This is a genomic window from Cyanobacterium sp. T60_A2020_053, from assembly GCA_015272165.1.
Classification (GTDB): domain Bacteria; phylum Cyanobacteriota; class Cyanobacteriia; order Cyanobacteriales; family Cyanobacteriaceae; genus Cyanobacterium.
In genome coordinates this window covers 33,977-58,247 of record JACYMF010000008.1, presented here as the reverse complement: position 1 = coordinate 58,247, position 24,271 = coordinate 33,977, and the positions used below count along the sequence as shown (strand labels likewise).

At 36.5% G+C, this 24,271-nt stretch carries 24 protein-coding genes and 1 tRNA gene; 13 read left to right on the top strand and 12 right to left on the bottom strand.

Going from position 1 to position 24,271, the window contains the following annotated elements; translation table 11 throughout:
* Window positions 1-199 precede the first annotated feature (199 nt).
* Window positions 200-2,524 carry a copper-translocating P-type ATPase gene (locus IGQ45_00845; protein ID MBF2055772.1) on the top strand — a complete coding sequence of 775 codons (2,325 nt, stop codon included), beginning with the start codon at window positions 200-202 and terminating at the stop codon, window positions 2,522-2,524.
* Between the two features lie 212 nt (window positions 2,525-2,736).
* Window positions 2,737-3,162: an FHA domain-containing protein gene (locus tag IGQ45_00840; protein MBF2055771.1), complete on the top strand. Its 426-nt coding sequence runs from the start codon at window positions 2,737-2,739 to the stop codon at window positions 3,160-3,162.
* A gap of 273 nt (window positions 3,163-3,435) precedes the next feature.
* Here IGQ45_00840 and tsaE read toward each other — a convergent pair whose 3' ends face one another.
* Complete coding sequence (gene tsaE / locus IGQ45_00835; protein MBF2055770.1) at window positions 3,436-3,867, bottom strand: tRNA (adenosine(37)-N6)-threonylcarbamoyltransferase complex ATPase subunit type 1 TsaE; 432 nt, start codon at window positions 3,865-3,867, stop codon at window positions 3,436-3,438.
* A gap of 56 nt (window positions 3,868-3,923) precedes the next feature.
* Here tsaE and IGQ45_00830 point away from each other — a divergent pair.
* Window positions 3,924-3,996, top strand: a tRNA-Ala gene (locus IGQ45_00830).
* Window positions 3,997-4,042: 46 nt separating this feature from the next.
* On the opposite strand, the gene IGQ45_00825 is transcribed toward IGQ45_00830, so the two are convergent.
* Complete coding sequence (locus tag IGQ45_00825; protein ID MBF2055769.1) at window positions 4,043-5,320, bottom strand: hypothetical protein; 1,278 nt, start codon at window positions 5,318-5,320, stop codon at window positions 4,043-4,045.
* Window positions 5,321-5,575: 255 nt separating this feature from the next.
* Here IGQ45_00825 and IGQ45_00820 point away from each other — a divergent pair, with 255 nt between their 5' ends.
* The 3 genes from IGQ45_00820 (at window position 5,576) to IGQ45_00810 (ending at window position 7,555) form a co-directional block, all read left to right on the top strand.
* Window positions 5,576-6,520 carry a spermidine synthase gene (locus IGQ45_00820; GenBank protein MBF2055768.1) on the top strand — a complete coding sequence of 315 codons (945 nt, stop codon included), beginning with the start codon at window positions 5,576-5,578 and terminating at the stop codon, window positions 6,518-6,520.
* A 287-nt stretch (window positions 6,521-6,807) separates the two neighbouring features.
* Window positions 6,808-7,116, top strand: a complete 309-nt coding sequence (locus tag IGQ45_00815) for a carbon dioxide-concentrating mechanism protein CcmK (GenBank protein MBF2055767.1) — start codon at window positions 6,808-6,810, stop codon at window positions 7,114-7,116.
* A gap of 85 nt (window positions 7,117-7,201) precedes the next feature.
* Entirely contained in the window at window positions 7,202-7,555 is a 354-nt protein-coding gene (locus IGQ45_00810; GenBank protein MBF2055766.1) for a carbon dioxide-concentrating mechanism protein CcmK, read from the top strand.
* Between the two features lie 102 nt (window positions 7,556-7,657).
* On the opposite strand, the gene IGQ45_00805 is transcribed toward IGQ45_00810, so the two are convergent.
* Window positions 7,658-8,671, bottom strand: coding sequence for a vitamin K epoxide reductase family protein (locus IGQ45_00805; GenBank protein ID MBF2055765.1), 1,014 nt, complete (start codon window positions 8,669-8,671; stop codon window positions 7,658-7,660).
* A 256-nt stretch (window positions 8,672-8,927) separates the two neighbouring features.
* On the opposite strand from IGQ45_00805, the gene IGQ45_00800 reads away from it, so the two are divergent.
* Window positions 8,928-9,965, top strand: a complete 1,038-nt coding sequence (locus tag IGQ45_00800; protein ID MBF2055764.1) for a mechanosensitive ion channel family protein — start codon at window positions 8,928-8,930, stop codon at window positions 9,963-9,965.
* Between the two features lie 105 nt (window positions 9,966-10,070).
* On the opposite strand, the gene IGQ45_00795 is transcribed toward IGQ45_00800, so the two are convergent.
* Together IGQ45_00795 and IGQ45_00790 are read right to left on the bottom strand one after the other, a co-directional pair.
* On the bottom strand, window positions 10,071-10,217 hold the full coding sequence (locus tag IGQ45_00795) for a rubredoxin (GenBank protein MBF2055763.1): 147 nt from the start codon (window positions 10,215-10,217) through the stop codon (window positions 10,071-10,073).
* A gap of 75 nt (window positions 10,218-10,292) precedes the next feature.
* A complete protein-coding gene (locus IGQ45_00790; GenBank protein MBF2055762.1) occupies window positions 10,293-10,442 on the bottom strand; it encodes a hypothetical protein in 150 nt (49 codons plus the stop codon).
* Window positions 10,443-10,502: 60 nt separating this feature from the next.
* On the opposite strand from IGQ45_00790, the gene msrA reads away from it, so the two are divergent.
* Window positions 10,503-11,171, top strand: coding sequence for a peptide-methionine (S)-S-oxide reductase MsrA (msrA, locus tag IGQ45_00785; protein MBF2055761.1), 669 nt, complete (start codon window positions 10,503-10,505; stop codon window positions 11,169-11,171).
* Window positions 11,172-11,638: 467 nt separating this feature from the next.
* Window positions 11,639-12,457 (top strand): SWIM zinc finger family protein, encoded by an 819-nt coding sequence (locus tag IGQ45_00780; protein MBF2055760.1) that lies wholly within the window; start codon window positions 11,639-11,641, stop codon window positions 12,455-12,457.
* Window positions 12,458-12,492: 35 nt separating this feature from the next.
* On the opposite strand, the gene IGQ45_00775 is transcribed toward IGQ45_00780, so the two are convergent.
* From IGQ45_00775 to ndhI, 5 genes are all read right to left on the bottom strand, one after another.
* Window positions 12,493-13,464 (bottom strand): ABC transporter ATP-binding protein, encoded by a 972-nt coding sequence (locus IGQ45_00775; GenBank protein MBF2055759.1) that lies wholly within the window; start codon window positions 13,462-13,464, stop codon window positions 12,493-12,495.
* Between the two features lie 63 nt (window positions 13,465-13,527).
* The gene (ppk1, locus tag IGQ45_00770; protein MBF2055758.1) at window positions 13,528-15,672 is read right to left on the bottom strand and encodes a polyphosphate kinase 1; all 2,145 of its coding nucleotides are present in this window, start codon (window positions 15,670-15,672) and stop codon (window positions 13,528-13,530) included.
* A 243-nt stretch (window positions 15,673-15,915) separates the two neighbouring features.
* Complete coding sequence (gene nuoK / locus IGQ45_00765; GenBank protein MBF2055757.1) at window positions 15,916-16,227, bottom strand: NADH-quinone oxidoreductase subunit NuoK; 312 nt, start codon at window positions 16,225-16,227, stop codon at window positions 15,916-15,918.
* Window positions 16,228-16,258: 31 nt separating this feature from the next.
* Window positions 16,259-16,864 (bottom strand): NADH-quinone oxidoreductase subunit J, encoded by a 606-nt coding sequence (locus tag IGQ45_00760; protein MBF2055756.1) that lies wholly within the window; start codon window positions 16,862-16,864, stop codon window positions 16,259-16,261.
* Window positions 16,865-16,898: 34 nt separating this feature from the next.
* Complete coding sequence (ndhI, locus tag IGQ45_00755; GenBank protein MBF2055755.1) at window positions 16,899-17,441, bottom strand: NAD(P)H-quinone oxidoreductase subunit I; 543 nt, start codon at window positions 17,439-17,441, stop codon at window positions 16,899-16,901.
* Between the two features lie 130 nt (window positions 17,442-17,571).
* On the opposite strand from ndhI, the gene IGQ45_00750 reads away from it, so the two are divergent.
* Window positions 17,572-18,033: a hypothetical protein gene (locus IGQ45_00750; GenBank protein ID MBF2055754.1), complete on the top strand. Its 462-nt coding sequence runs from the start codon at window positions 17,572-17,574 to the stop codon at window positions 18,031-18,033.
* A gap of 174 nt (window positions 18,034-18,207) precedes the next feature.
* On the opposite strand, the gene IGQ45_00745 is transcribed toward IGQ45_00750, so the two are convergent.
* Complete coding sequence (locus tag IGQ45_00745; protein MBF2055753.1) at window positions 18,208-18,435, bottom strand: type II toxin-antitoxin system prevent-host-death family antitoxin; 228 nt, start codon at window positions 18,433-18,435, stop codon at window positions 18,208-18,210.
* 334 nt (window positions 18,436-18,769) lie between these two features.
* Between IGQ45_00745 and sufC the strand changes: the two genes are divergently transcribed.
* Together sufC and sufD are read left to right on the top strand one after the other, a co-directional pair.
* Window positions 18,770-19,540, top strand: coding sequence for a Fe-S cluster assembly ATPase SufC (sufC, locus tag IGQ45_00740; GenBank protein ID MBF2055752.1), 771 nt, complete (start codon window positions 18,770-18,772; stop codon window positions 19,538-19,540).
* Between the two features lie 259 nt (window positions 19,541-19,799).
* On the top strand, window positions 19,800-21,194 hold the full coding sequence (gene sufD, locus IGQ45_00735; protein ID MBF2055751.1) for a Fe-S cluster assembly protein SufD: 1,395 nt from the start codon (window positions 19,800-19,802) through the stop codon (window positions 21,192-21,194).
* 310 nt (window positions 21,195-21,504) lie between these two features.
* On the opposite strand, the gene IGQ45_00730 is transcribed toward sufD, so the two are convergent.
* Complete coding sequence (locus tag IGQ45_00730) at window positions 21,505-22,893, bottom strand: amidohydrolase family protein (GenBank protein ID MBF2055750.1); 1,389 nt, start codon at window positions 22,891-22,893, stop codon at window positions 21,505-21,507.
* Window positions 22,894-23,074: 181 nt separating this feature from the next.
* Between IGQ45_00730 and IGQ45_00725 the strand changes: the two genes are divergently transcribed.
* Entirely contained in the window at window positions 23,075-24,136 is a 1,062-nt protein-coding gene (locus IGQ45_00725; GenBank protein ID MBF2055749.1) for a hypothetical protein, read from the top strand.
* The last annotated feature ends 135 nt before the right edge of the window (window positions 24,137-24,271 follow it).

Here is a 24,271-nt window from a genome sequence, read left to right as displayed (position 1 = left end):
CTTGGCGCATTTATTTTTAGTATGCGTTTGCCCTATGCTAAAAAATTTTTTAGTTCAGGTGTAGGGGGTAAACTTTCTATGATAATCCTCTAAACAGTTATTAGAATTATTCTAATATGGAAGGGAATAAGGAAACGTTATCGTATCTCTGATATTGTCTGAGATGTCTAATTAAAGAAAAATATATTGCTAAACATTTATGACTGCCATTGCATCGTTACCAAAACCAAATAAACCAACCATAATTGATACAGTTGCCCTTGATGTGGAGGGGATGAAGTGCGCTGGTTGTGTGAAAGCTGTGGAAAGACAAATTAATCAATGTGATGGGGTGGTGGGCGCTACAGTTAACCTTATAACTGCCGTGGCTTTGGTAGAATACGAGCAAGGCAAAATCAATCCTGAAAAAGTAGCAGAAAAATTAACCATGGGAGGGTTTCCCAGCGCCCCTCGCCGTAGCCAAAACGAGGAAAATTGGCAAGAAAAACACCAAAAAGCAAGGGAAAAAGAACAAAAAACCCAAACCTATCAACTCACCAGCGCCCTTCTCCTCTTAATATTCTCCACCATCGGGCATTTACATCACCTGACGGGATGGCATTATCTTCACCCTCTTAGTAATATTTGGTTTCATTGGGCATTGGCAACGGGCGCATTAATCATGCCGGGGCGTGATATTATCCTCAACGGATGGCAAGGCATTTGGCACAGAAGCCCCAATATGAATAGTTTAATCGGTATTGGTACGGTGAGCGCTTATGTCACCAGTTGCATTGCTTTATTTTATCCTGAGTTGGGCTGGGAATGCTTCTTTGATGAGCCTGTGATGCTGTTGGGATTCATCTTTTTAGGACGTGTGTTAGAAAGTAGCGCCCGTCGCCAAGCCTCCCAGAGTCTCGAATCTTTACTCAGTTTGCGCCCCCATCAAGCTCGAATTGTTAGTAAAAATGAATTATTAGAAGATCAAGGGTTGCTCATTCCAGCGGTGCAAGTGAAAGCCCAAGAATGGGTAAAAGTATTACAAGGTGAGCAATTTCCCACCGACGGCATTGTGGTGAAAGGGCAAACTACCGTTAATGAAGGAATGTTGACAGGGGAATCTTTACCCGTATATAAAACCATGGGCGACTCCGTGAAAGCTGGTACAATTAATCAAGCTGAAGCCGTCATTATTGAAACTACGGCGACGGGCGCTGATACCGTCATCAGTCAAATTATCGCTACAGTAGAAGAAGCTCAAACTCGCAAAGCGCCCATCCAAAATTTAGCTGATACTGTCTCCGGTTATTTTGCTTACGGAATTATTACCATTGCTTTACTTACCTTGACATTTTGGTATTTTTATGGTATGCAAAAATGGTCATATTTAACCACAGATACCAGCGCCCTCATCCTCAGTATAAAATTAGCTATCGATGTTTTGGTCATTGCCTGTCCCTGTGCGCTGGGTTTGGCTACTCCCACCGCTATTCTTGTGGGTACGGGGAAGGGTGCTGAACAAGGATTATTAATCAAAGGAGGTGATATACTCGAACAAGTGGAGAAAATTAACACCATCGTTTTTGATAAAACAGGTACACTCACCAATGGTTATCCCCAAGTTACTGATATTATTGCCCTTCATCATCATTCTGCACAGGAAATTATCAGCCTTGCCAGTAGCCTAGAAATCAACTCCCAACATCCCTTTGCCCAAGCACTTTTACGGGAATTACAGAAACAAGAATTATCATTATATAAAACCGAAAATTTAACCACCACCATCGGTAAAGGAGTGAAAGGAATCGTTGACTATAATCATCAAAAAACAACTTTTACTTGCGGTAATCAACTTTGGTTAAAAGAACAAAATATTCATCTTAGCAGTGATATTATTAATCAAACCGAAACCTTACAAAATCAAGGAAAATCAGTAATTTATCTTAGTGAAAACCAAGAAATTATCGCCCTCATTGCCTTAGCCGATGAAATAAGAGATCAAGCGCCCTCCACCGTCAAAGCACTGCAAAATATGGGTTTAGAAGTAATCATGATCAGTGGCGATCAACCCCAAGTAGTACAAAATATCGCCCAAAAATTAGGTATTAGCAAATATTATGGCGGTATTCAACCCCAAGGTAAAGCAGATTTAATCGACCAAATTAAAGAGGAGAGGGGAGGGCGCATGATTGCCATGGTAGGAGACGGAGTTAATGATGCCCCAGCGCTAAGTCGTGCCGATTGTGGTATTGCCATGGCGCAAGGCTCACAAATTGCCCTCGAAACCGCCTCTATCGTGCTAACTCGTGGCAAATTAACCGATTTAATCACAGCTATTAAATTAAGTCAAAATACCCTCAAGAAAATTAAACAGAATCTTTTTTGGGCATTAAGCTATAATTTAGTAGCGATTCCCCTAGCCTCTGGAGTATTGCTACCTCGTTATCATATCTTACTCAATCCTGCTACGGCAGGGGCGCTGATGGCACTAAGTTCCATTGTGGTAGTGACTAACTCCCTACAGCTTAAAAAAATGGATACTTAATTATTGATAACAGATAAAATAGTAAAGCGTTCTCAATTTATACTATCTTTAAAAGAGATAAAAAATTTGATTAGCTAATATCAAGCTCTCTTGATGATGAGAAATCAAAAACAGTCTCATCTTAGTTCAATTTATTGAACGAAACACCGTTAGCCGTGTAATTTATTACACGGTGGGTATAGGTTAACAGTTTAAGATCAACCAAATTAACGATGACAGCCCAACCCCATACAGCCCATATTTTAGTTGTTGAAGACGATAAAGGCAGAAGAGAACTTTTGCTGAAAAAAAATAAATATTCTATAGGTAGAGGGCAACGGTGTGATATTGTCATTCAATCTCCCTTCGTTTCCCGTCATCACGCCACCATCATGCGTATTTTTGACGAAAACGGCTACGCCCATTATCACATCGTTGATGGCGACGGCAAAAATCTTAGCGCTAACGGCATTTTAGTTAACGGGCGCAAAGTTAATAATTTACAACTCAAAACCGGTGATAAAGTAGTTTTTGGTCCTCAAGTGTTTGTTATTTACCATCAATCTAACCGAGATGTATTTGCCACCTTGCCCCCAGATGATCCCTTTGATATTACCTTAATCGATCCTGCTATGATGGGAACAGATTTTGAAAATTAACAACCCTACTTATTAAATTTGTAGGTTGGGTTGGCGATAGCGTAACCCAACAATAATGCTTTTTAATTGATTTAGACATACGAAGTTTACAGCAGTTTTCATTTCCTTAAACCACACTTTGGATTATTACAAATATTATCTTTGCGTCTTTGCGCCTCTGCGAGAAACAAAAAACGTGGTTTATTCATTTGAAATGCGCTGTAAGCAAAAATGAAAGTTTGCAGATTTTTCCTACTTCGCCCATAATAACCTCAGATCATTTCCAAAACAATCTCAAACTGAAATAACGGCTTTTCTTCCTCCGTCTTCCGTGAGGGTTAAATCAATAAGTAAATAATTGTCAGGGAAATAAGGCAGTAACTGCGCCCACTCAATAGCCGTAATACCAGCCTCAACCTCCCTACCTTGCCAGTAATTTTCTAAACGTAAATCAGCAATTTCTTCACCATCAAGACGATATAAATCAATATGATAAAGAGGGATGCGCCCTTCTAAATACTCATTAACGAGAGTAAAAGTCGGTGACACAATCGCTTCAGTAATACCTAACCCAGCGCCCACCCCCTGAATCAAAGTAGTTTTACCAGCGCCCATCTCCCCTCGCAACAGGATAACAGTATTAGGCGTTAACGTTAAAGATAGATTGTAACCGAGTTGTTTTGTCTCCTCGTCATCCTTCAAAAAATAAGTTTGAGAATCAATCATCATCAAAAGGTTGATTTTTTAAGATAGTTTATGGCATAATGTATATTACCGTATTAGGGGCTATAACTCAGTTGGTAGAGTGTCTCAATGGCATTGAGGAAGTCAGCGGTTCGAATCCGCTTAGCTCCATATAATAATTGACAATGGAAAATCGATAATTGACAATTATCCATTATTATTGATTTTCCCAAGACTCCATCACTTGGTCTAATAAATTTCTTTCTGTAGAATAAGTAATATCTTCTTGATTAATTACTTTTTGTTGAGCAAATTTTTGAGCATAATTCAGTTTAGGTAATAACTGTTGTTTGTTTTCCTGTAAAAAATTAGCCATTTCTTGGCGATTTTGATTTCTTTTTTCTATTTTTTTATTACGACTTTGTAACCAAAAATATCTAATGAGAGGTATAGCTAAATAACCTATAGCGTAGGTAACTAATATACCATAAATAGAACTAACAAAATAAATAAAACTACCTAATTCAGCAACCACTTCAGAAGATAATAAGGACCCTAAAACCAGTAGTAAAACAAAGTTAATTCCCCCTAAAGCTACCGCCATAATTTTTTGTTGACTGGTAGCAATAGTAAAACGCCAAAAATTCTCTTTTAAATAAGGAATTATGTTAATGTTTCTTGTTTGTTTAGCAGTAACTTGTAATTCAGGAAAATAATAGATAATTTCCCCTTCTTCTGATACTTCAGGATAACCATTAAAACGAGTTAAAACGGGTAACATATAATCTTCATCTCGCTCATTATAAATAGTAATATTATCTAAATAAGGAGCTATTTGTTCAGCAATAACAGCGCCCTTCGCCGATTGAATTACAGAAGCAATTTCTCGCCATCTTCTTTCTTCTAAATTTTGGTTAGGATTGCCGTCACCAAAAAGAAAAGAATAAATACTTTCTAAAAAATTAAGCTCATTTTCCTGTTGATTTTCTAATTGTTGAAATCGATTATTTCGGCGGTGATAATTAGGACTAAAGATATAGAAAAAATCGGGAGTAAACCAAAAACGAGGGAAAAACATCATACCTCCGCCCCTAGAATTATTAATGCTACGATTATCATTATCATCACGATTTGAACTCATACCAATAACAATTACTACGATAGCAATTAACACTAAAATAATGGAAGCAATCAGAATAATTCCAAAAGAAATTCTGAGCAAATAAAAAATAACATTCCAAATTTTTTCTAACCAACTTTTCAGACGTAACCGCCAATATTTATTACGCAAAACATTGCGAAAATCTTGAGGAAATAAATAAACAATATCGCCCGTATCTGCTACCTGTAAATGTCCATTGGCAGAAGAAGCCAAATTTAATAATTCTTGTTGGGCAATTTGGACATCTAAGCCACTTTTGAGGGCAACATCTCCCACCGTAACTCGATAATTGAGTGCCTCTACCGATTGCATGATTGCTGGATTTGGATTCATAATAAAAAATTTTAATAATCAATAGGAATAACAAAAAAATTAGTAGATAATTTATTGAACAAAGGGTTTAAACCCCATTTTCATAACAAGGGGTGATTGATAATCTCACAACTTAAATACAATAGTTATATTAGACTTCTTCAAAAGTACATATTTTAAGGGCTGAAGCCTGTAAAGGTTGAATATTATCAAGCCCTACGAAACAACAAAATAAGTTATAATCATAGGCTGGTTATTTTTTTTGGAAGAGAAATTATGGCAGGTTCTCAAGTCAATGCGGATGTATGGATTAGCGAATATATTACTCCCTATGACATTTATGTACACGGTATTACCAATATTTTAGCGCACGCCAAAACTCCCTATCAGGATATGTATATCGTCGAAAGTGGCGCTTATGGTAAAGCATTAGTTTTAGATGGCAAATGGCAATCTTGCACCGGAGATGAATTTCTCTATCATGAAGCCTTAGTTCATCCGGCAATGATAAATCATCCTCATCCTGAAAATGTGTTGGTTTTAGGTGGCGGGGAGGGCGCTACCGTGCGGGAAGTTTTCCGTTGGCAATCAGTAAAAAAAGCCACGATGGTTGACATTGATGGAGAAGTAGTGGAAGCCTGTCGTCAGCATTTACCAGAAATGCACCAAGGCGCTTTTGATGATCCTCGTTTAGAATTAGTTATTGGTGACGCTTTTGAGGTTTTGGATACTACGGGCGCTCAATGGGATATAGTTATTTCTGATCTTTCTGATCCTATCGAAGAAGGTCCTTCTTTTCAATTATTTACTCAAGAATATTTTGCCCGTTTGAAAAAAGTATTAAGAGATAATGGTATCGTAGTGATTCAAGCTGGACCTATCGCCCCAGCTAACTTACACATTCACGGGCGCTTGGTTAATACCTTAAAAACAGTGTTTAGTCATGTCCATGCCTATTTTGCTCCTACTTGTACTTATGGTTCAGCTTGGGGCTTTGCCATTGCTTCTGAACAGAATTTCGATACCATCCCTGATCCTGATAAAATTGATCGTTTATTAGAGCAAAAAACTACTAACGACTTTCGCTCTTTTGATGGCATTAGTTTGTTAGGAATGCTACAAACACCGGGTTATGTGCGCCAAGCCATTCAAAATGAAACGGAAGTTTATACCATGAAAAAACCGCCGAAATTTTTTGGTCAAGGTGTCAAACAAGGATAATAAGTAGGGTTTGCTGAAAAAGTATTTTGGGGGCGGAGGTGTCAGGTTTCAGGTGTCAGGTGTCGCGGTGAAATGCTTATAAATTAAAGAGTTAAGCCAAATAGTTATTTTTCATAAATTGCTCATTTGTATCAATAATTTTTGAGGGTTTATTGCTGAGGGTAAAGTGTTTTGATGCCAACTTCAAAAATCCCCTGCGTTAAAAGAGAAGGCTTTTGATCTAATTTTTTTGACAACCAAACTGAGGTATAATCAAACAGTTAAAAATTTAATTAAAAAAATTACCTATGCCAGAAGCAGTGGGAGTAATTCAAACCCTAGGTTTTCCTGCTATCCTTGCCGCCGCCGATACTATGGTGAAAAGCGCCCGTGTCACTTTAGTTTATTTTGATAAAGCCGAAAGTGGTCAATTTGCCATTGCTATTCGGGGGGCGGTGTCGGAAGTTAAAACTGCCATGAAAGAAGGTTTAAGGGAAGCAGAAGAAGTTTTTGGCGGTGAAGTGATCACTCATTACATCGTGCCGAATCCCCCCCCCAATGTGGTGGATGTGCTACCCATTGGGCATAATGATATTTCTGATCCCTATCGGGTATAAATTGATCAGAAGTGCCACATTAGTCAATAATCATAACGTAATAAACAATTTTTTATATTAAATTAATTCAGGGAGTAAAAATTTTATGCCTTCACAGTCAGCCGTTGGCTCTATTGAAACGAAAGGTTTTCCGGGTATTCTTGCCGCTGCCGATGCCATGGTAAAAGCCGGTAGGATTACTTTAGTTGGTTATATCCGAGTTGGTAGCGCCCGTTTTACCGTCAATATCCGTGGGGATGTGTCCGAAGTTAAAACCGCTATGGCTGCCGGTATTGAAGCCGTTAAAAAGGCGGAGGGCGCTACTCTTGAATCATGGGTTATTATCCCTCGCCCTCATCAAAATGTTTGTGCTGTACTACCCATTGACTACACCGAATCAGTGGAAGTATATCGTCAAGCGGTGGAAGGTAACACCGCGCCTTATTTACAACAGGGTTAATCCGTAAGGTGGGCAATGCTCACCTTTGTATCATGTTTTTGAAGAATCGGGCTAGAAGCCCGAACTACAATGAAAAAACGTTATTTTCTGCAAATGTGAATATTATCGTAAACTGTATTTAAAATCAGTATTACCAGTGTAACCAGTTAACTCTGCTAATCGCTCAAGGGATTGTGTACCTTCGTAAACTTTGCCGTTAATTAACCATGTGGGAAACGCTTTTACTATGCCCTCACATTTTTGAGGATCGCCATTTAAGCCGTCGGGAGTACATTCGATGTGAGGTACTATATCGTAAGCCTCTTTACCAAATAATTGCTTTTGATCGTAACAATGAGGACACCAATAAGCAGTATATTTAGTAGCGCCCACCGTTGCTAAATGTTGAGCTAGTTCGATTTCAGCAGGTCCTGATTCGGTGGTGATTTCCCAGCCGAGAGGGGGTGTAGCTGCGGTAGTAGGCTTAGGAGTGATAATCTTACCCTCAGGGTTCACATTAGCCACCTCAGCGCCCGTCACCGCCACCGTATTAGCATTGGCGTAAACCCCTAAAGCACTTACTATGGTGATGACAATTACCACAGCGCCCGTAAAAAGAATTTGTCCTAAATCATCCCAATCATGACCAATTAAAGTAACAATTAATAAACTTAAGGAAAATAAAGCCGAGCCGATACAATAGTAACAAACCGTTTGCAATTCAAAAGCCAGAATAGACATTAAATAACCGCTAAAGGTAGCCATAGCGAAACTTAATGCCAATATTAATAACCAGCTATTTTCTTCTAATTTTAGTCTTAATTTTTTTTTGTCCTCAGCAGATACGGTGAGGGGCGCTAGGGCTAAAATAGCCATCGTTAAATATGCTAAACTACCGAAAATACTTAACGGTGGTCCTGTTTTACCTTGTGGGTCAAAAGGATAGGCGTAGGCACTATTTAAGACACCATCACAACCAGCACCCTGAGAAGCATCCACCGTACAAGCAACCTCTCCCCCTAAAAGTTTAGTAATGGTTAAATAAGCAGTTAAAAGTAAACCAACCAAAGCGATAGCCCCAAGAATATAACGGGCATAGCGCTGAATCCAAGGCACATTTCGACGACGACGTATCATAATTTTATTCAATTAAATAATTCAACTTTCAATATAACTCATTATCAAAAGGGCAAAGGTAGATTGAAATATAGCGTAGATTACCATTAAATTTGCTCACATTTTGGCAAACAGGGTTTTAAATCCTCTATTTTTTGATGAATTTTGTTATTCTGTTTCAGGGTGATTTGAACAATTATTCTATGTTAAGTTATCATAACTACGATAAAAAAATCTTCATTATTAATTATTCACTATTAATTATTCATCATTTAGAATGGAATCATTAAATATAACGTTACTACTAAAAATATTAACTCCATTATTAATTTTAACTGCAATTATTGTCACTTCTTTAATAATCGAAAATCGATTAAAAAAAATTGCTATAAGTATTAATAATACTCCCAAACTTAAGCAATATACTTTTGTTCCGAAATCATTTAACGGCATTATTTTTGTGTGGTCGGTGGTGGGCGCTTTTGCCTTGATTTTACCCATGCTAGATTTACCCAGCGCCCTCAACACTTTAATTGAAAAAATAATTATAGTTATAGCACTTTCTGCTGGTACTCTTTTAGCATCTCGTTTAGCCGTAAGTACCATTCAAATTTATAGTATCAAAAGTGATACCACAGTCTCTTTAAGTTCTCTTTTTGAATATCTAACCAAAGTAATTATATTTACCATTGGTTTTTTAATTATCATTCAATCTATCGGCGTAAAAATTACTGCTTTAATTACCGCTTTTGGAGTAGGTAGTTTGTCCATTGGTTTAGCATTTCAAAACACATTAAGTAATCTAATTTCAGGGGTTAATATCATTTTAGCTGGGAAAATTAGAGTAGGAGATTATATTGCCACAAAAATAGGAGAAGAAGGTTATGTAGTCGATGTGGAATTGCGTTACACAGTGGTAAAAGATATTTACGACAATATCACAGTGATACCAAATAGCCAAATTATCGATAGTAGTTTTAAAAATTATAGCCTCGAAAATTCCAGTATGTTATTACCTATTCAAATTGGTATTAGTTATGATAGTGATCTTGATAAAGTAGAAAAAATAACCTTAAATGTAGCCAAGAAAATACTAGAAACAGTAAAAGGAGGCTATAAAGAATATGAGCCTTTTTTGAGATATGAAAAACTGGATCAATTTGCCATTAAGTTTACAGTTTATTTAAAAATACATGAATATTTTGACCGTTTAATAATCACTCATGAATTTTTAAAAGAATTATATCGAGTTTATCAACAAGAAAATATTAAAATTGCCTATCCTATTACTAATAATTTTATTGATGTTAATTAGGATTAATTAAGTATTTCAAATTTTACTAGAGACGTTGCATACAACGTCTCTAAATTAACCATAAAATACCCAATTAATTGTGTTTACCTACTCATAATCAACTATTTAAGCCGTGATTACTTCTTCATAGGGAATAAAAAGTTTTTTCTCAGCGCCACAAATAGGGCATACCCAGTCATCAGGAATATCCTCAAACGCAGTTCCAGCAACAATTCCCGAATCAGGATCACCAATTAGAGGATCATAAATCATCGAACATTGACGACAAATCCATTTACGAGTAGCAGGATTATTACTAGCTAATTTAGCTGGAGGTTGTTGCCCTGATCAACCACCTAAAGCCTCACTATATTGATTAGCGTGGTGATTTTCAATACTGGTTAAAAAAACAAAATTTTGGGCAGCCTTACGAAAAATACCAGCGTGTTGTTTAGCTTCAGCTTCTTGTTGCTTAAACTCGGCTTCAGCGCCCTTCACCCTTGATCTTTCCTGTCTTTGCTAAGATAAACTATGTAATTGATAAATTTTAGTAAAATCATGTTTTTATTTGGACTTGGCGATAAAAAATTGACTCTACCCAAACCCGAAGAAGCCCTCAAAGGTAGAAATACTAAAATGCCTTTACCCACTCAGCATTATGTCAATGGTAATTCTTTTAAAACAGAATACCCCAGTCATCTGGCATTAGCAATGTTTGGTATGGGTTGTTTTTGGGGCGCTGAAAGAAAATTTTGGCAGTTAGAAAATGGCATTTATTTAACTGCTGTCGGTTATGCTGCTGGTTATACCCCAAATCCGACATATGAAGAAGTTTGTAGCGGTTTAACAGGTCATAATGAAGTGGTGAGAGTGGTTTATGATCCTGAAATTATCAGTTATGAAACCTTACTAAAAGTATTCTGGGAAAATCATAACCCCACCCAAGGAATGCGTCAAGGCAATGATCGAGGCACTCAATATCGTTCAGGTATTTACACTTATTCTGAAGCTCAAAAACAATTAGCTTTACAGTCCAAAAACCTATATCAACAAGAGTTAACAAAAGCTAATTTAGGAGATATTACCACCGAAATTATCGATGCGCCTGAATTTTATTTTGCAGAAGGTTATCATCAACAATATTTAGCTAAAAATCCCAATGGTTATTGCGGTTTAGGTGGTTGTAATGTTGATTTGCCTATGGTGGAGGGCGCTGTTTTTTCATAAATAATTGCTATAGCAATCCTATCTGAGTTGTGAGATTATCAAATTTTTTATCGTATTTCGGGCTTCTAGCCCGAATTTTATCTAAGCCTATTAATAAACTATAAAACTATGGCTCTATTACTTTGAGTATGATAAATTATTAGTCTAGGTAGGGAAAAGGGAAGAGGAAAAAGGGAAAGGAGAATTATTATCTAATAATTTATAAACTTTTAACTTTTACAGCAATTTTCATTTCTTTCAACCACACTTAGCATTCTTCTTTGCGACTTGGCGACTTTGCGAGACATAAAAAATGTGGTTTATTCATTAGAAAAGCGCTGTAATTTGCTACGAATGCTATGGGGTAAAGGTTATTTTTTGTTAATTTATCATAACTACTATAGAAGAGCCAAAACTATTATTTTTATAATATTTAAAAATATTTAATTCATTTAAATTATTAACAACAAAAAGCAAATATGAATCAGATGATTAATCGACAATGGTGGGTAGAAAAATGGTTAGAATTACTAGACTCTTATCGTTATAAAAAAAGACTAGAAAGAGCGAGAAATTATGCCAGAGAAGGTAATGTTTTAAATCTTGAATTTAGACAAAATCATCTAGTTGCAGAAGTGCAAGGAAGTGAAGATAAACCTTATCGAGTAACCTTATCTTTGGATACTTTTTCCGATGAAGATTGGGGTTATGTAATTAACACCATGTCTCAAAAAGCTATCCTTGCCGCCCAATTATTAGTAGGTGAAATGCCTTCGGAAATTGAGCAAGTTTTTATTAAAAATGGTTTAAGTCTTTTTCCATTTAATTTAACTGACGTAAAATCTCGTTGCACTTGTGCTGATAAAGTTAATCCTTGTAAACATATTGGTGCTGTTTACTATCAATTAGCTGATCGTTTTAGCGAAGACCCTTTTATTATATTTCAGCTAAGGGGTAGAAGTAAAGAACAAATTTTAGAAGCATTAAGAATATGTCGTACTATCAAATTATCAGGAGAAAAATTAGAACCAGAAATGTTAGGTAAAATTAAATCTTTACCGAAGAAGAAACCAAAACAAAATAAAATTTCTGTACCTTTAAATATAGACAATTTTTGGGAATATAATGAACCTTTAGATGCTTCTTTAGTGGTGATTACTCCTCCTACAGATAAAAAAAATATTTTAGAGGTTCTTGGCTCAATTCCCTTGCCTTATAATGATTCTGAAGAAGTCATGGAATATCTTAAACAAGTATATAATTCTGTACCTCTAAAAGTTATGCAAATTACCTTAACAAATAATTAGGTTTCTGAGTTATTCAGCAAAGCCTAAATTTAATACTATGACGGTTGTTGATGTCCTAAATTTAAGAAAATACTTTCTAAATCTTCCCTTTGACAGTGAAAATCATGAATGGGAATACCCACGGAGATTAATTGTTTGAGAAGGAGGGCGCTGTCTTCGGGTAATCCAGAAAAATTAACCCGATAATAGTTCTTGTCAATTACTTTTTCCCAGTTTTCCACAAGGGAAGCAGTATTTAATTCTTGTTCTAACTTATCCCATTCTCCTAGTGCTGAAATAAAAATTTGTTGACGACTGAGACGCTGATAAAGCTCTGTTAAACTAGCATTTTCCACTAAACAACCTAATTCCATGATACCAATAGAAGTACAAAGTTCAGCTAAATCACTCAAGACATGGGATGATATTAAAATAGTCATTCCTGCTTCCTGTAAAGATTTAATTGCCTCTCTAAATTCTAGGCGCGCGATAGGGTCTAATCCTGATACAGGCTCATCTAAAAGTAGTATCATGGGCTCGTGAATGATGGTACGAGCAAGACTTAAACGCTGTTTCATGCCCCTTGATAAAGTGGTGATGAGACTATGCCTTTTGGACTCTAAATTCACTAAGTCGAGAACTTGATACAATCGTTCACGGCGCTGAGGTTGTTTGAGATGATATAAACGGGCAAAATAATCGAGGTAATCAATAACGGTTAAATCATCGTAGAGGGGAAAATCATCAGGTAAATAACCCAAATATTGCTTAATACGGGGGTTATTATCATCTAGTAGTAATCTTTCCCCATTAAGGTAAATTTCCCCTGTAGTTGGTTCTTCTGCAGTGGCTAACATTTTAATTAGAGTAGTCTTACCAGCGCCATTAGGTCCAATTAAACCATAAACCTCCCCTTGTTTAATTTGCAAATCCACTTCATTGACGGCAATATGCCCATCAAAGATTTTGGTTAAATTCTCTGTAGCAATGGCTAAAGGTTGAGTTTCATTGATTGAGTTAGAAAGCATTGACTTTACTTTTATTTTAAAACAATTGAGGTTATTAGAATTACGAACTTCATAATTCATAATTCATTCAGCCCTTGCCATCAAAATATCATGGGTATTTCTTTCCTCCTCACCGGGAAGGGGAAAACGTTGGCGATAGCTACCATCAGGAGTTAATTCCCATGCCTTGCGATTATCATTTAACATCATTTTCACTAATTCGATCAACTCTTGCTTTAACTTCTCGTTTTCCACCGGGGTGATAGCTTCCACTCGCCGAGAAAGATTACGAGTCATCCAATCGGCGCTACCGATATAAACTTCCTCCTCACTGTTGTTATGGAAGTAAAAAATGCGAGAATGTTCTAAAAATCGACCAATAATGCTAATTACTCGGATATTGTCGCTAATACCTGCCATTTGCGGACGTAAACAACAGATTCCCCTGATAATCAAATCAATTTGCACTCCCGCCTGAGAGGCACGATATAGTGCTTCAATGATCGGCACATCGACTAAAGAGTTCATTTTAGCAATAATTTTCCCTGTACCGCCATTACGACAATGTTCCGCTTCTCTGTCGATCATAGCAATCATACGATCGCGCATGGTGACGGGCGCTACTAATAGTTTACGGAAGGCTTTTTGTTTCGAGTAACCGGTTAAATAGTTAAATAAATCCGTTAAATCAGCGCCCAAATCCTCACGACAACTAAATAAACCTATATCCGTATAAAGTTTAGCGGTTTTAGGGTTGTAATTACCCGTGCCAATATGGACATAACGGCGGATTTTATCCTCATCTTTACGCACCACTAAAACGATTTTAGTATGAGTTTTTAAGCCCACTAAACCATATACCACATGGACTCCCGCCTTTTCTAATCTACGCGCCCACAGGATATTATTCTCTTCGTCGAAGCGCGCTTTTAACTCCACCAGCGCCACTACTTGTTTACCGTTTTCCGCCGCATCAATTAGTGATCTAATAATAGGAGAATCTCCCGAAGTGCGGTAAAGGGTCATTTTTATCGCCATGACTTGGGGGTCGTGCGCTGATTGAGTGATAAACTGTTGAACAGTAGAACTAAAAGAATGATAAGGATGATGTACCATCAAATCAGATTTGCGAATCATTTTGAAAAATTCTGCACTAACATGATCATCTCCATCCTCTTCATACTCATCGGAAACTAACTGTTTAAAGTAGTCAAAAGGAGGAGGAGTAACAGCTTTCCAAGGTTGATCTTTTAAATCAGGTAAAGGAAAACCCGTCAAACTAAATAAATCATTTAAGCCTAACAAGCCATCAATTTCATACACATCTATTTCTGATAAATTTAAACCCAACATCAGCATTTTTTTGATATTATCAGGAGTAGAGCGATGAATCTCTAAACGTACCGCTGAACCAGCAAATCTTCTTTTCGTTAATTCTTGCTGAATAGCTAATAATAAATCATCTGCTTCGTCTTCTTGTACTCCTAAATCAGCATCTCTCGTCAAACGGAAAGTATGACATTCTTGCACACTCATGCCCGGAAAAAGAGACTCTAAATTATGGGCGATCACTTGTTCTAATGGCACACCAACCCAAAGTAAACTATCTTCTAATTCTCCCACTTGGCGGAGATTCTCAGGAAAGGCAATAAAACGAGGTAATGATTTAGGCACTTTAACTCTAGCGAATAATTCAGCGCCCGTATCCGGATTACGCACCAAAACGGCGAGGTTTAAACTAAGATTAGAAATATGAGGAAAAGGATGACTAGGATCAACCGCAAGGGGTGTTAAAACAGGAAAAATATTATTTTCGTAGTATTCATGAAGATATTGTTGTTGTTGCGCATTTAGATCAACAAAATTAATTAAATGAATACCATGATGCACTAATTCTTTTTTGATATTGTACTCAAAATTTTCTACCTGTTCCTTGACAATGGGGCGCAAATATTTTTGGATATTGTCCATTTGTTGCACAGGATTTAAACCATCAGGGGTTAACTTCAACACCTCCGCCTCAATTTGTCTCTTAATGGCGGCAACCCTAATCATAAAAAATTCATCTAAGTTAGCGCTAAAAATTGCGGTAAATTTCAACCTTTCTAATAATAAAGTTCTTTCGTCTAAGGCTTCTTGTAAAACACGGCGATTAAACTCTAACCAACTCAATTCCCGATTAATATAATATTGATTGTTTTGGGAGTTAATGATTTTTTGCTCACTCATAATATTTTTTATATGGGGAATAACTATAGTTTAAGCCTTGATTATCTTATCTTGACCTTATCCGTTGTTAGGTTATGCTTTGATTAACAAACTTTTTTATCTCTCGCAAAGGTGCAAAGGCACAAAGAGAATAAGGCTTGATGAAAAAGTGGAGTTGTGAAGGTAATTGACAATGGATAATCCAAAGAAAAGGGCTGAACAATGTTCAGCCCCCACATTTTTAAATATAATTGAAGGCAATTACTACCATTTAAGCAAATTGAATTTTTCCATATCGATAGTGTCACGGTTACGATAGATTGCCAAAATAATGGCTAAACCCACCGCCGCTTCAGCTGCCGCAATGGTAATTACAAAGACGGCGAAAATTTGTCCTTTGATTTCTCCCGGGTCTAAATAATTAGAAAAACCCATTAAATTTAAGTTAACGGCGTTTAATAGTAATTCAATGGACATTAATACTCTTACCGCATTTCGGCTGGTAATTAATCCATAAATCCCAATACAAAAAAGCGCGGCGGCTAGGATTAAAAAATATTGTAGTTGTAATTCCATGTTGATTTGATTATGAGTTGCTATGAAAAATTTATTTTTGATCGCTAGAAATTAATTCTCTCGGTTGTTCTGGTAATGTGAAAGAAGTGGTAAATCCTTCATCAGTTTTAGTAACAGTGGGGATAAAATCACGTCTTGCCAGAATAATAGCGCCCACCATCGCAATCAATAATAGTACCGATGCTACCTCAAAAGGTAAAAGATAATCACTGAAAAAATGTTTACCAATTTCCAATACGGTATTTTCAATTACCGCCGGAGATGTAGCGGATAAAGCCCATGGCGTAGATAATACCATGGTGCCGAGTAAAGCAAATAATCCAGCGCACACCAAACCGGTAGAGACTTTACGAATCCAGCGCCCTTTAATCTCGGCAAATTCTTCGGTTTTATTCACCAACATAATGGCAAACAGGATTAAAACATTAATCGCACCGACATAAATCAGAATTTGCGCCGCCGCCACAAAATCAGCATTAAGCAATAAATAAAGTCCAGAAATGCTGATAAAAACTCCCCCTAAAAGGAAAGCTGAATAAACGATATTGTCTAACAAAACGACTCCCAAAGCACTACCAATCATCATCACCGCTAAAATAGCAAAGGTGACAAACTGTACTCCTTGTGATATTTCCACTGTATTTCAACTCCTTAAATATTTAATTTTGATCTTATTTAGCTTTAGATTTGGGTAAATCATGAGGCTCAACGACTCCTTTTGGTAAATATCCTAATTCTCGTAAAGGTGTTACCATAGGGTCTTCAGTTACTTTAGTGGGTAATCTTCCCAATGCTACGTTATCGTAGTTTAAGTCATGACGATCATAGGTTGCCAACTCATATTCTTCTGTCATAGATAAGCAATTTGTGGGGCAATATTCCACACAATTACCGCAGAAAATACACACCCCAAAATCGATACTATAGTGTTTTAATTCTTTCTTTTTAATATCTTTATTAAATGTCCAATCCACCACAGGGAGATTAATAGGACATACTCTTACACATACTTCACAAGAAATACATTTATCAAATTCAAAATGAATGCGCCCTCTGTATCTTTCAGAAGGAATTAGTTTTTCATAGGGATATTGTACCGTAACGGGGCGACGTTTCATGTGATCAAAAGTGACGGCGAATCCTTGCCCAATATATTTGGCTGCCTCGACACTTCCTTTGGCGTATTCGGTTACTTGTTTGAGAAATTTAAACATAATTTTTTCAACAAATGCTATCTGGCTTTATTTTACCGTGAACCTGCTGGATTGATTCATAATAAATACTTTACTTTTTCATAAGGGGAGACAAAAAACAATGTCAACCTAAGATAGGATAAAAGAAATTATGATTAAACCAGTTCTAAAAATGCAGTTACCAGCTTACGAAAAAAGAATATATAGCAATCCTTTTAGTAAAAGTTTTTTGATAACAAAACAAAGACTTTTACAATTAAACGAACTAGAAACCGATGGTTATGACGAAGATGAAGTTAATACTCCTTCTGATTATGCTTTCTCAACAGCAGATACAATTCTCAATGAAATTTATAATGTTTTAGGTGATCAATTTCCTCTTGGGTTTTCGATTTTAGATAGTCAAGGAGGAATCAATCTAATTTGGCGAAATCAACAATTTGACAAAGAAGCAAAAATCAAAATTTCTGCTAGTGCTGACCTTGAAAGTTATGTTTATTATCATCAAGGTGATGATAGTGAGTTGAAAACAATAAATACTAATAACTGTCTTGAATATATTGTTAGTATCTTAAATTGGTTATCTAATAATCAGCCTATTAATTACTTTTAATTTAAAGCTAAGTTAATTAAACTATAGCAATTTCCACCCTTATGATGTATAAAATGATCCCCCTAAATCCCCCTTAAAAAGGGGGACTTGAGAATAATAACTGTACCTCATAATTATTAAAAACGCTATATTTAATCAAGCTCACAAGCCAAATATGAGTATCTAATAAAAGTTTCATACATCCCAAGTAACAAAGTTAGATGTGGGTTCAACTATATCACCTAATATCTTACCTCTATGCTTCATAACTCCAAAGGTTGTCTTTTTTTTCTCTGTAATAGGTTGAATAACTGCTAAGGGTTTTCCTTCTTTGGTGATAGTTAGATTATCACCCGTCATTTGAGCTTGGTTAACTAAGTTTTGGATGGTTTCGGGTAAGTCTGATAACGCTATTTGAATCATTTGAGTTTTTTTCAAGGTTTCCCTCATATTTTACTCCTCTCACTATTGGAATTTTCACAAGTTATATCAGGTTCGCTTAAACAGTTACAATTAAATATCTGCTGAAGACTCAAAATACAAACTTTGTTTTATAAGTGATTATCCGAACTTGATATTATATTTTCTTTTAAGACGTAAGCAAATTCACTAAGCTATCTTTTAATTTACCGTTGCCCTTTTGAAGACACTACTTTTTCAACAATCCCTAACTCGGAATAAAACAACAAAAATGTTGCTAAAGTACCCTACAATGGATCACAATAACATAAAAGCATTATATTATTAGCAAATTTTCATGAGTGACACTATATTATCTATCCGTAATTTAACTGCTAATGTTGACGATACACCAATTCTCAAAGGAGTTAATTTAGAAATCAAAGCCGGAGAAGTTCATGCTATCATGGGGCGCAATGGTTCAGGAAAAAGCACTCTCTCTAAGGTTTTAACGGGGCATCCTGAGTATGAAGTTACTGGAGGTGAGGTAATCTATCGTGGGGAAAATTTACTCGAAAAAGAGCCTGAGAGGAGGGCGCTGGAGGGGATTTTCCTCGCTTTTCAATATCCTTTAGAAATACCCGGAGTTAGTAATTTAGACTTTTTAAGGGTAGCGTATAACGGGCGCTGTAAACATTTAGGCTTAGAAGAATTAGACGCTTTCGATTTTGAAGATTTAATCGAGGAAAAACTTGAGATTGTCAAGATGGATTCGGCTTTTTTAAGTCGTAGTTTAAATGAAGGTTTTTCTGGTGGTGAAAAGAAACGTAATGAGATTTTGCAAATGGCTGTTTTAGAGCCTACTTTGGGGATTCTTGATGAAATTGATTCTGGTTTAGATATTGATGCTTTGCGCATTGTTTCAGAAGGGGTAAATCAATTAAAAAAACCTGATAATGCTTTTCTATTAATTACTCATTATCAACGCTTATTAGACTATATTCAACCTGATTTTATTCATGTCATGTCACAAGGTAAAATTGTTCTTAGTGGCGATAAAAGTTTGGCTATTGAGTTGGAAGAAAAAGGGTATAACTTCTTAGATGAAGATGAGTTAGTTCCTGCTTAATATGTACTTTAAAAAGTATATTTTTTTATTAGGTTGTAGGGGTTGAATATCATTCAACCCATATTAAGTTTTAAATGATTAAAAATTTTTTTTAGAAAAAGTATATTAGACCTCTCCAGAAAAACAGGCAAGATGCCTGTTTCACAGTGCAAAAATCCTATTTGTTGGAGAAGTCGATTAAATCTCTCCAGTAATAGGGCTTCTAGCCCGATCTACAAACCCTAAATATTTTGAAAAAAATCAAATTATAATAAATATTATGTCTAATTCTATTGCTATGTTACAAACAAAAAATCTGCAATTAAATGATGATGCTTATTTGGGAGGTTTATTACAAATTATTGAATCTCAAACGCATAATTTAACAGGAGATTTAGGCTTATTTATTAATGATCTTCGTCAAAAATATGCGAATCAATTAGTTAAATGTAAAATTCCTACTAATCAAGATGAAAATTGGCGTTTTACTGATTTATCAGAATTGAGAAAACATGATTTTCACCCAGCGCCCTCCACCCCAATTTCAGCGCCCTCCCCCCAAGTATCAGAGGATATATTACCCAGTTTTACCTTACCTGAAGCGATCAATTCTCGCTTAGTATTTGTTAATGGTTATTACAACGAAAAACTATCAAATATTAGCGGTTTAAGTGATGATATATATGTTGGAAATTTAGCTAATTTAGACGAGAACAAAAAAGGTAAAATTAAAGAATATTTAGGCAAAAATCAGAGGGAAAATGAAATTTTTTCAGCATTAAATACCGTTGGTTTAACCGATGCTTTTGTGGTGTGGGTAAATAAAAACGCCGAAATTAAAACCCCTATTCACCTCTTACATTTAACTATAGCTGAAAAATTACCTATTCTAGTACAGCCGCGCATTTTAATTGTTGCAGAGCCTAATTCTTCTGCCAATATTATTGAATATTATGGCGCCCTTACCGTAGCTTGTTCCGATACCGTGCGCACTCAACCCTATTTTACTAATGTTGTCAGTGAAATTCACCTTTTAGAGAATGCGCGGTTAAACCATACTCGTATTCAAAGGGAGACGGGCGCTGGATTTCACATCGCCACCACCGCCACCGCCTTACATCGTCATAGTTCTTATACCATTAATGAAGTGAGCTTGGGAGGCAAACTATACCGCCATAACCTTGATATTATCCAAAAAGGAGAACAAACAGAAATCAATCTAAATGGTATAACAATGGTGCAAGGGAAACAAATCGCTGACACCCATAGCCATGTCATGCTCAATTATCCTCACGGTAGCGTAAATCAACTACATAAATATATATTAGATGATGCTGGTCGTGGTATTTTTAACGGTAGAGTGGATGTCCCAAAAAATGCCCAAATGACCAGCGCCCACCAACTTAACCGTAATTTGCTATTATCATCCCAAGCGCGCATCAATACCAAACCAGAATTACAGATTACCGCCGATAACGTTAAATGTACCCACGGCGCTACCGTTAGTCAATTAGAAGCCGACCAAATTTTTTACTTGCGCAGTAGAGGCTTAAATGAAAGTGACGCGCGCTATCTATTACTAGATGCCTTTGCCAGAGAAATCTTAGACAAAATTCCCCATCAATCCCTCAAACAAAGATTAACTCAATGCGTCTCCTGTCGCACCTTCGATTAATTGGGAGGTGCTGAAAAAGTGGTGTGGTGAGGGGAATGTAGAATTTAGAATGTAGAATTTTTGATAGGGATGGAAAAATACAGTATTTTTGGAGAAAAAAGATTATTTTTGGCACTTTTTTTGAGTTGTATTGTGCTTAAAACCTTTGTTTTAAAAAGGTTTTGATTTATTCAGCAGACCCCAATTACAAATGTTCTTAGTTCAATTTATTGAACGGGATACTATTGGTTCCGTGTAATTCATTACACGGTGGGTAAATTGCGAAGATAGTCGTAGGGGTTGAATATTATTCAACCCTTACAGGCTTCAGCTAACTCAAAGTATTTTTATAAATCTTGCCATCTTTGACGATGACTTTAAACTTATTATTGTAATCCCCCATAATCGCAAAATCTTCCAAAGGATTACCGTCAACCAAAATCATGTCAGCATAAGCATCCTTTTTAATTACACCCAACTCCCCAGCCTTATAAGGATTACGCTCTCCTGATAATTTAAATAACTGCGCATTATCATGGGTAACAAGTTTCAGAGCCTCAGCAGGAGTAAACCACTGTTGCAACTTGACAATATCCTGATTTTGTTGTTTATTACGCTCAGGCTGAAATAAATAATCAGTACCCCACGCTAACTTAACATTATATTTCTTCGCCCAATTAAAAGCATTGGTCACCCCTTGCACCACCAGCGCCCGTTTCGCTTTTTGTTCCTCAGTAAAACCCGGAGTTTCTCTGTCTTCAAACGCCTGCGCACTCAACCATATACCTTTTTGGGCAAGAATTTTCATAGTATCCTCGTCCAATAACTGACCATGTTCAATACACTTAACACCTGCTTCAATGGCTCTCCTTACCGCCTGAGTTGTATAAGCATGAACCGTTACATAAGTACCCCAATCCGACGCCGCTTCCACAGCCGCTTTCATTTCATCAAGGGTATATTGAGTAACATCAATGGGATCATAAATCGATGAAACTCCCCCCCCAGCCATGATTTTAATTTGCGTAGCGCCCTGACGAAGATTCTCTCTAGCAGCCGTTAACACGTCATCTCGACCATCAGCAATAAACGCAGCGCCCATCTCCTCCCCACGAGAAATCGTGCCACCAAAGCGCCGAGAACGCTCATTGAGAGAACGAAAATCACCATGTCCTGATGTTTGGGAAATCATCGCTCCACTAGGATAAATACGAGGACCGGGAATTTGTCCACCATCGATTTTTTTCTTCAAGGCAAAAGTTGGACCACCTAAATCACGAACAGTGGTAAAACCTCTTAACAGCATTTGTTCTGCCTCAGCTTCCGCTCTGGCTAACAGAGTTTCTTCACTGACATTGGGGGATAATAATTCAGGTAAGGTACTAGCTGTCATGACGATATGGACATGGTTATCAATCAAACCGGGCATCAAAACCCGACCTTTACCATCAATTCTGGTTAAATTGTTAGTTGATGGTGGAGTGATTTTATTGGTGTTAATTTCCGCAATTTTATTGTTAATAATTAACAGGTTAGCAGAGGGTGAAAGTTGTGCTGATTCACCATCAAAAATACGGACATTTTCAAAAAGAATACTATTTGAAGCTGTCTTTTGCGCAATCATGGTTGATGAAGTTTGGGCAATAGTTTTTTGAGCCGTAAAACCTAAGACAATTGCCAATAGAAACCCGATGACAATTTTTGTATATGGCGATTTCATTAATGATTTTTTCCTGATGTTATTGATCTCATTTCCTAATTTTATAGTTTTTTTCTTAACTCTATGACTTTTTTTAAGTTAATCTTAAGATTAGTATTAGTAAATTTTATTATTATTCTTGTAACTTTTTCATTTACAATGAAAATTATTTTTAAAAAATTTGGTGCTGAGGTCAATTTTAATGTTAAGAAGAACCCTAATTATTTTCCCTGCAATTTTCATAAATGCTATCATCTTTCTTCATCCCAGTTCTAACGCTTCAGAAATTAGCGAGGATAGCACCGATTTAATGACTTTTCACGATAATCAATCTGATTTGAGTATTTTTGATTTTAACAATATTGATTTTGATAAATACGAGATAACCGTTTCTAAGTTTGAACACTCTCTCAATGATTATCAAAGTGTTATTTCCCCAGCGCCCTCCACCGAATACGCCTCAGAAATAGCTAGAGAGGAGGTAAAATCCAACAATTCTTGGCACTTTTTGCTACAGCCTTCCATTTATCTTCCTTTTACCATTTATGGGGATGCCACAGCCGGAAGTTTAAGTAATGGTTTTGGCTTTGATGGCAGTCAAATTAGGCAAAGTATTAAAGATGATCTCAATTTTGCCTTTTTTGCCAAAGCTAAGGCTTGGAATCCAGACTATCGTCTTGGTATTTTTGCTGACTTCGATTATTTATCATCAAATAGTAGTACATCCGTCACTCGTACATTACCGCCTTCTTTGGGTTCTATTCCCGTCAATTTAGCTGAAGTGGATAGCAAATTATGGTCTTTATCTTTTGGTGGTGCTTATCGTTTTTATGATGCCACCAAGGTTAATCCGGCCGGAATTAAAACAGAGTTTGACTTAGGACCATCGGTATTTGATGTTTTTGGGGGAGTTAACATCACAGGTGTTGATTTAGGTTTAAAATTCAGTAGTCCATTAGGTAGCGCCCGATTTGACGGCAATGAAACCATTTTATCTCCTATTGTTGGGGCAAGATTTCGGTTCAACGTCAACCCTCAAGTGGCTGTGGTGGGGGGCGCTTCTTATGCTGGTTTTGGTATTAGTGGCTTACAAAAATGGGGTATTAGTTCGGGAGTTGATTGGTTATTTTCTGAAAAAACTTCTCTAGGAGTAGGTTATCGCTTTGATCATACTGGTTATAGTTCTAGCCTGACATCTACCACCGATTTTGATTTGAATGTGAATCAAAATGGTCCTTATATAAACGTATCTTTTCGTTTTTAATAAAGTTATAAAGCAGGAGGCAATAAGCAGGGTTTTTGCATTCTCAAAATGTCAGTTTCTCCAACTATCTAATGAAATTCAGAGGTTTTTAACTACTAATGAATCAAATAATAGAAAATATTACTCCCCTCTCCT

Excerpts from the sequence above, each read along its gene's own strand:
- IGQ45_00730 (MBF2055750.1), bottom strand. The coding sequence starts at position 22,893 with ATGAAATCGCCATATACAAAAATTGTCATCGGGTTTCTATTGGCAATT.
- IGQ45_00845 (MBF2055772.1), top strand. The coding sequence starts at position 200 with ATGACTGCCATTGCATCGTTACCAAAACCAAATAAACCAACCATAATT.
- sufC (MBF2055752.1), top strand. The coding sequence starts at position 18,770 with ATGAGTGACACTATATTATCTATCCGTAATTTAACTGCTAATGTTGAC.
- ppk1 (MBF2055758.1), bottom strand. The coding sequence starts at position 15,672 with ATGAGTGAGCAAAAAATCATTAACTCCCAAAACAATCAATATTATATT.
- ndhI (MBF2055755.1), bottom strand. The coding sequence starts at position 17,441 with ATGTTTAAATTTCTCAAACAAGTAACCGAATACGCCAAAGGAAGTGTC.
- IGQ45_00795 (MBF2055763.1), bottom strand. The coding sequence starts at position 10,217 with ATGATTTATGATCCTCTAATTGGTGATCCTGATTCGGGAATTGTTGCT.
- IGQ45_00800 (MBF2055764.1), top strand. The coding sequence starts at position 8,928 with ATGGAATCATTAAATATAACGTTACTACTAAAAATATTAACTCCATTA.
- IGQ45_00780 (MBF2055760.1), top strand. The coding sequence starts at position 11,639 with ATGATTAATCGACAATGGTGGGTAGAAAAATGGTTAGAATTACTAGAC.
- IGQ45_00840 (MBF2055771.1), top strand. The coding sequence starts at position 2,737 with ATGACAGCCCAACCCCATACAGCCCATATTTTAGTTGTTGAAGACGAT.
- IGQ45_00820 (MBF2055768.1), top strand. The coding sequence starts at position 5,576 with ATGGCAGGTTCTCAAGTCAATGCGGATGTATGGATTAGCGAATATATT.
- nuoK (MBF2055757.1), bottom strand. The coding sequence starts at position 16,227 with ATGGAATTACAACTACAATATTTTTTAATCCTAGCCGCCGCGCTTTTT.
- IGQ45_00825 (MBF2055769.1), bottom strand. The coding sequence starts at position 5,320 with ATGAATCCAAATCCAGCAATCATGCAATCGGTAGAGGCACTCAATTAT.
- msrA (MBF2055761.1), top strand. The coding sequence starts at position 10,503 with ATGTTTTTATTTGGACTTGGCGATAAAAAATTGACTCTACCCAAACCC.
- IGQ45_00725 (MBF2055749.1), top strand. The coding sequence starts at position 23,075 with ATGTTAAGAAGAACCCTAATTATTTTCCCTGCAATTTTCATAAATGCT.
- IGQ45_00745 (MBF2055753.1), bottom strand. The coding sequence starts at position 18,435 with ATGATTCAAATAGCGTTATCAGACTTACCCGAAACCATCCAAAACTTA.
- sufD (MBF2055751.1), top strand. The coding sequence starts at position 19,800 with ATGTCTAATTCTATTGCTATGTTACAAACAAAAAATCTGCAATTAAAT.
- IGQ45_00750 (MBF2055754.1), top strand. The coding sequence starts at position 17,572 with ATGATTAAACCAGTTCTAAAAATGCAGTTACCAGCTTACGAAAAAAGA.
- IGQ45_00805 (MBF2055765.1), bottom strand. The coding sequence starts at position 8,671 with ATGATACGTCGTCGTCGAAATGTGCCTTGGATTCAGCGCTATGCCCGT.
- IGQ45_00815 (MBF2055767.1), top strand. The coding sequence starts at position 6,808 with ATGCCAGAAGCAGTGGGAGTAATTCAAACCCTAGGTTTTCCTGCTATC.
- IGQ45_00775 (MBF2055759.1), bottom strand. The coding sequence starts at position 13,464 with ATGCTTTCTAACTCAATCAATGAAACTCAACCTTTAGCCATTGCTACA.
- IGQ45_00810 (MBF2055766.1), top strand. The coding sequence starts at position 7,202 with ATGCCTTCACAGTCAGCCGTTGGCTCTATTGAAACGAAAGGTTTTCCG.
- tsaE (MBF2055770.1), bottom strand. The coding sequence starts at position 3,867 with ATGATTGATTCTCAAACTTATTTTTTGAAGGATGACGAGGAGACAAAA.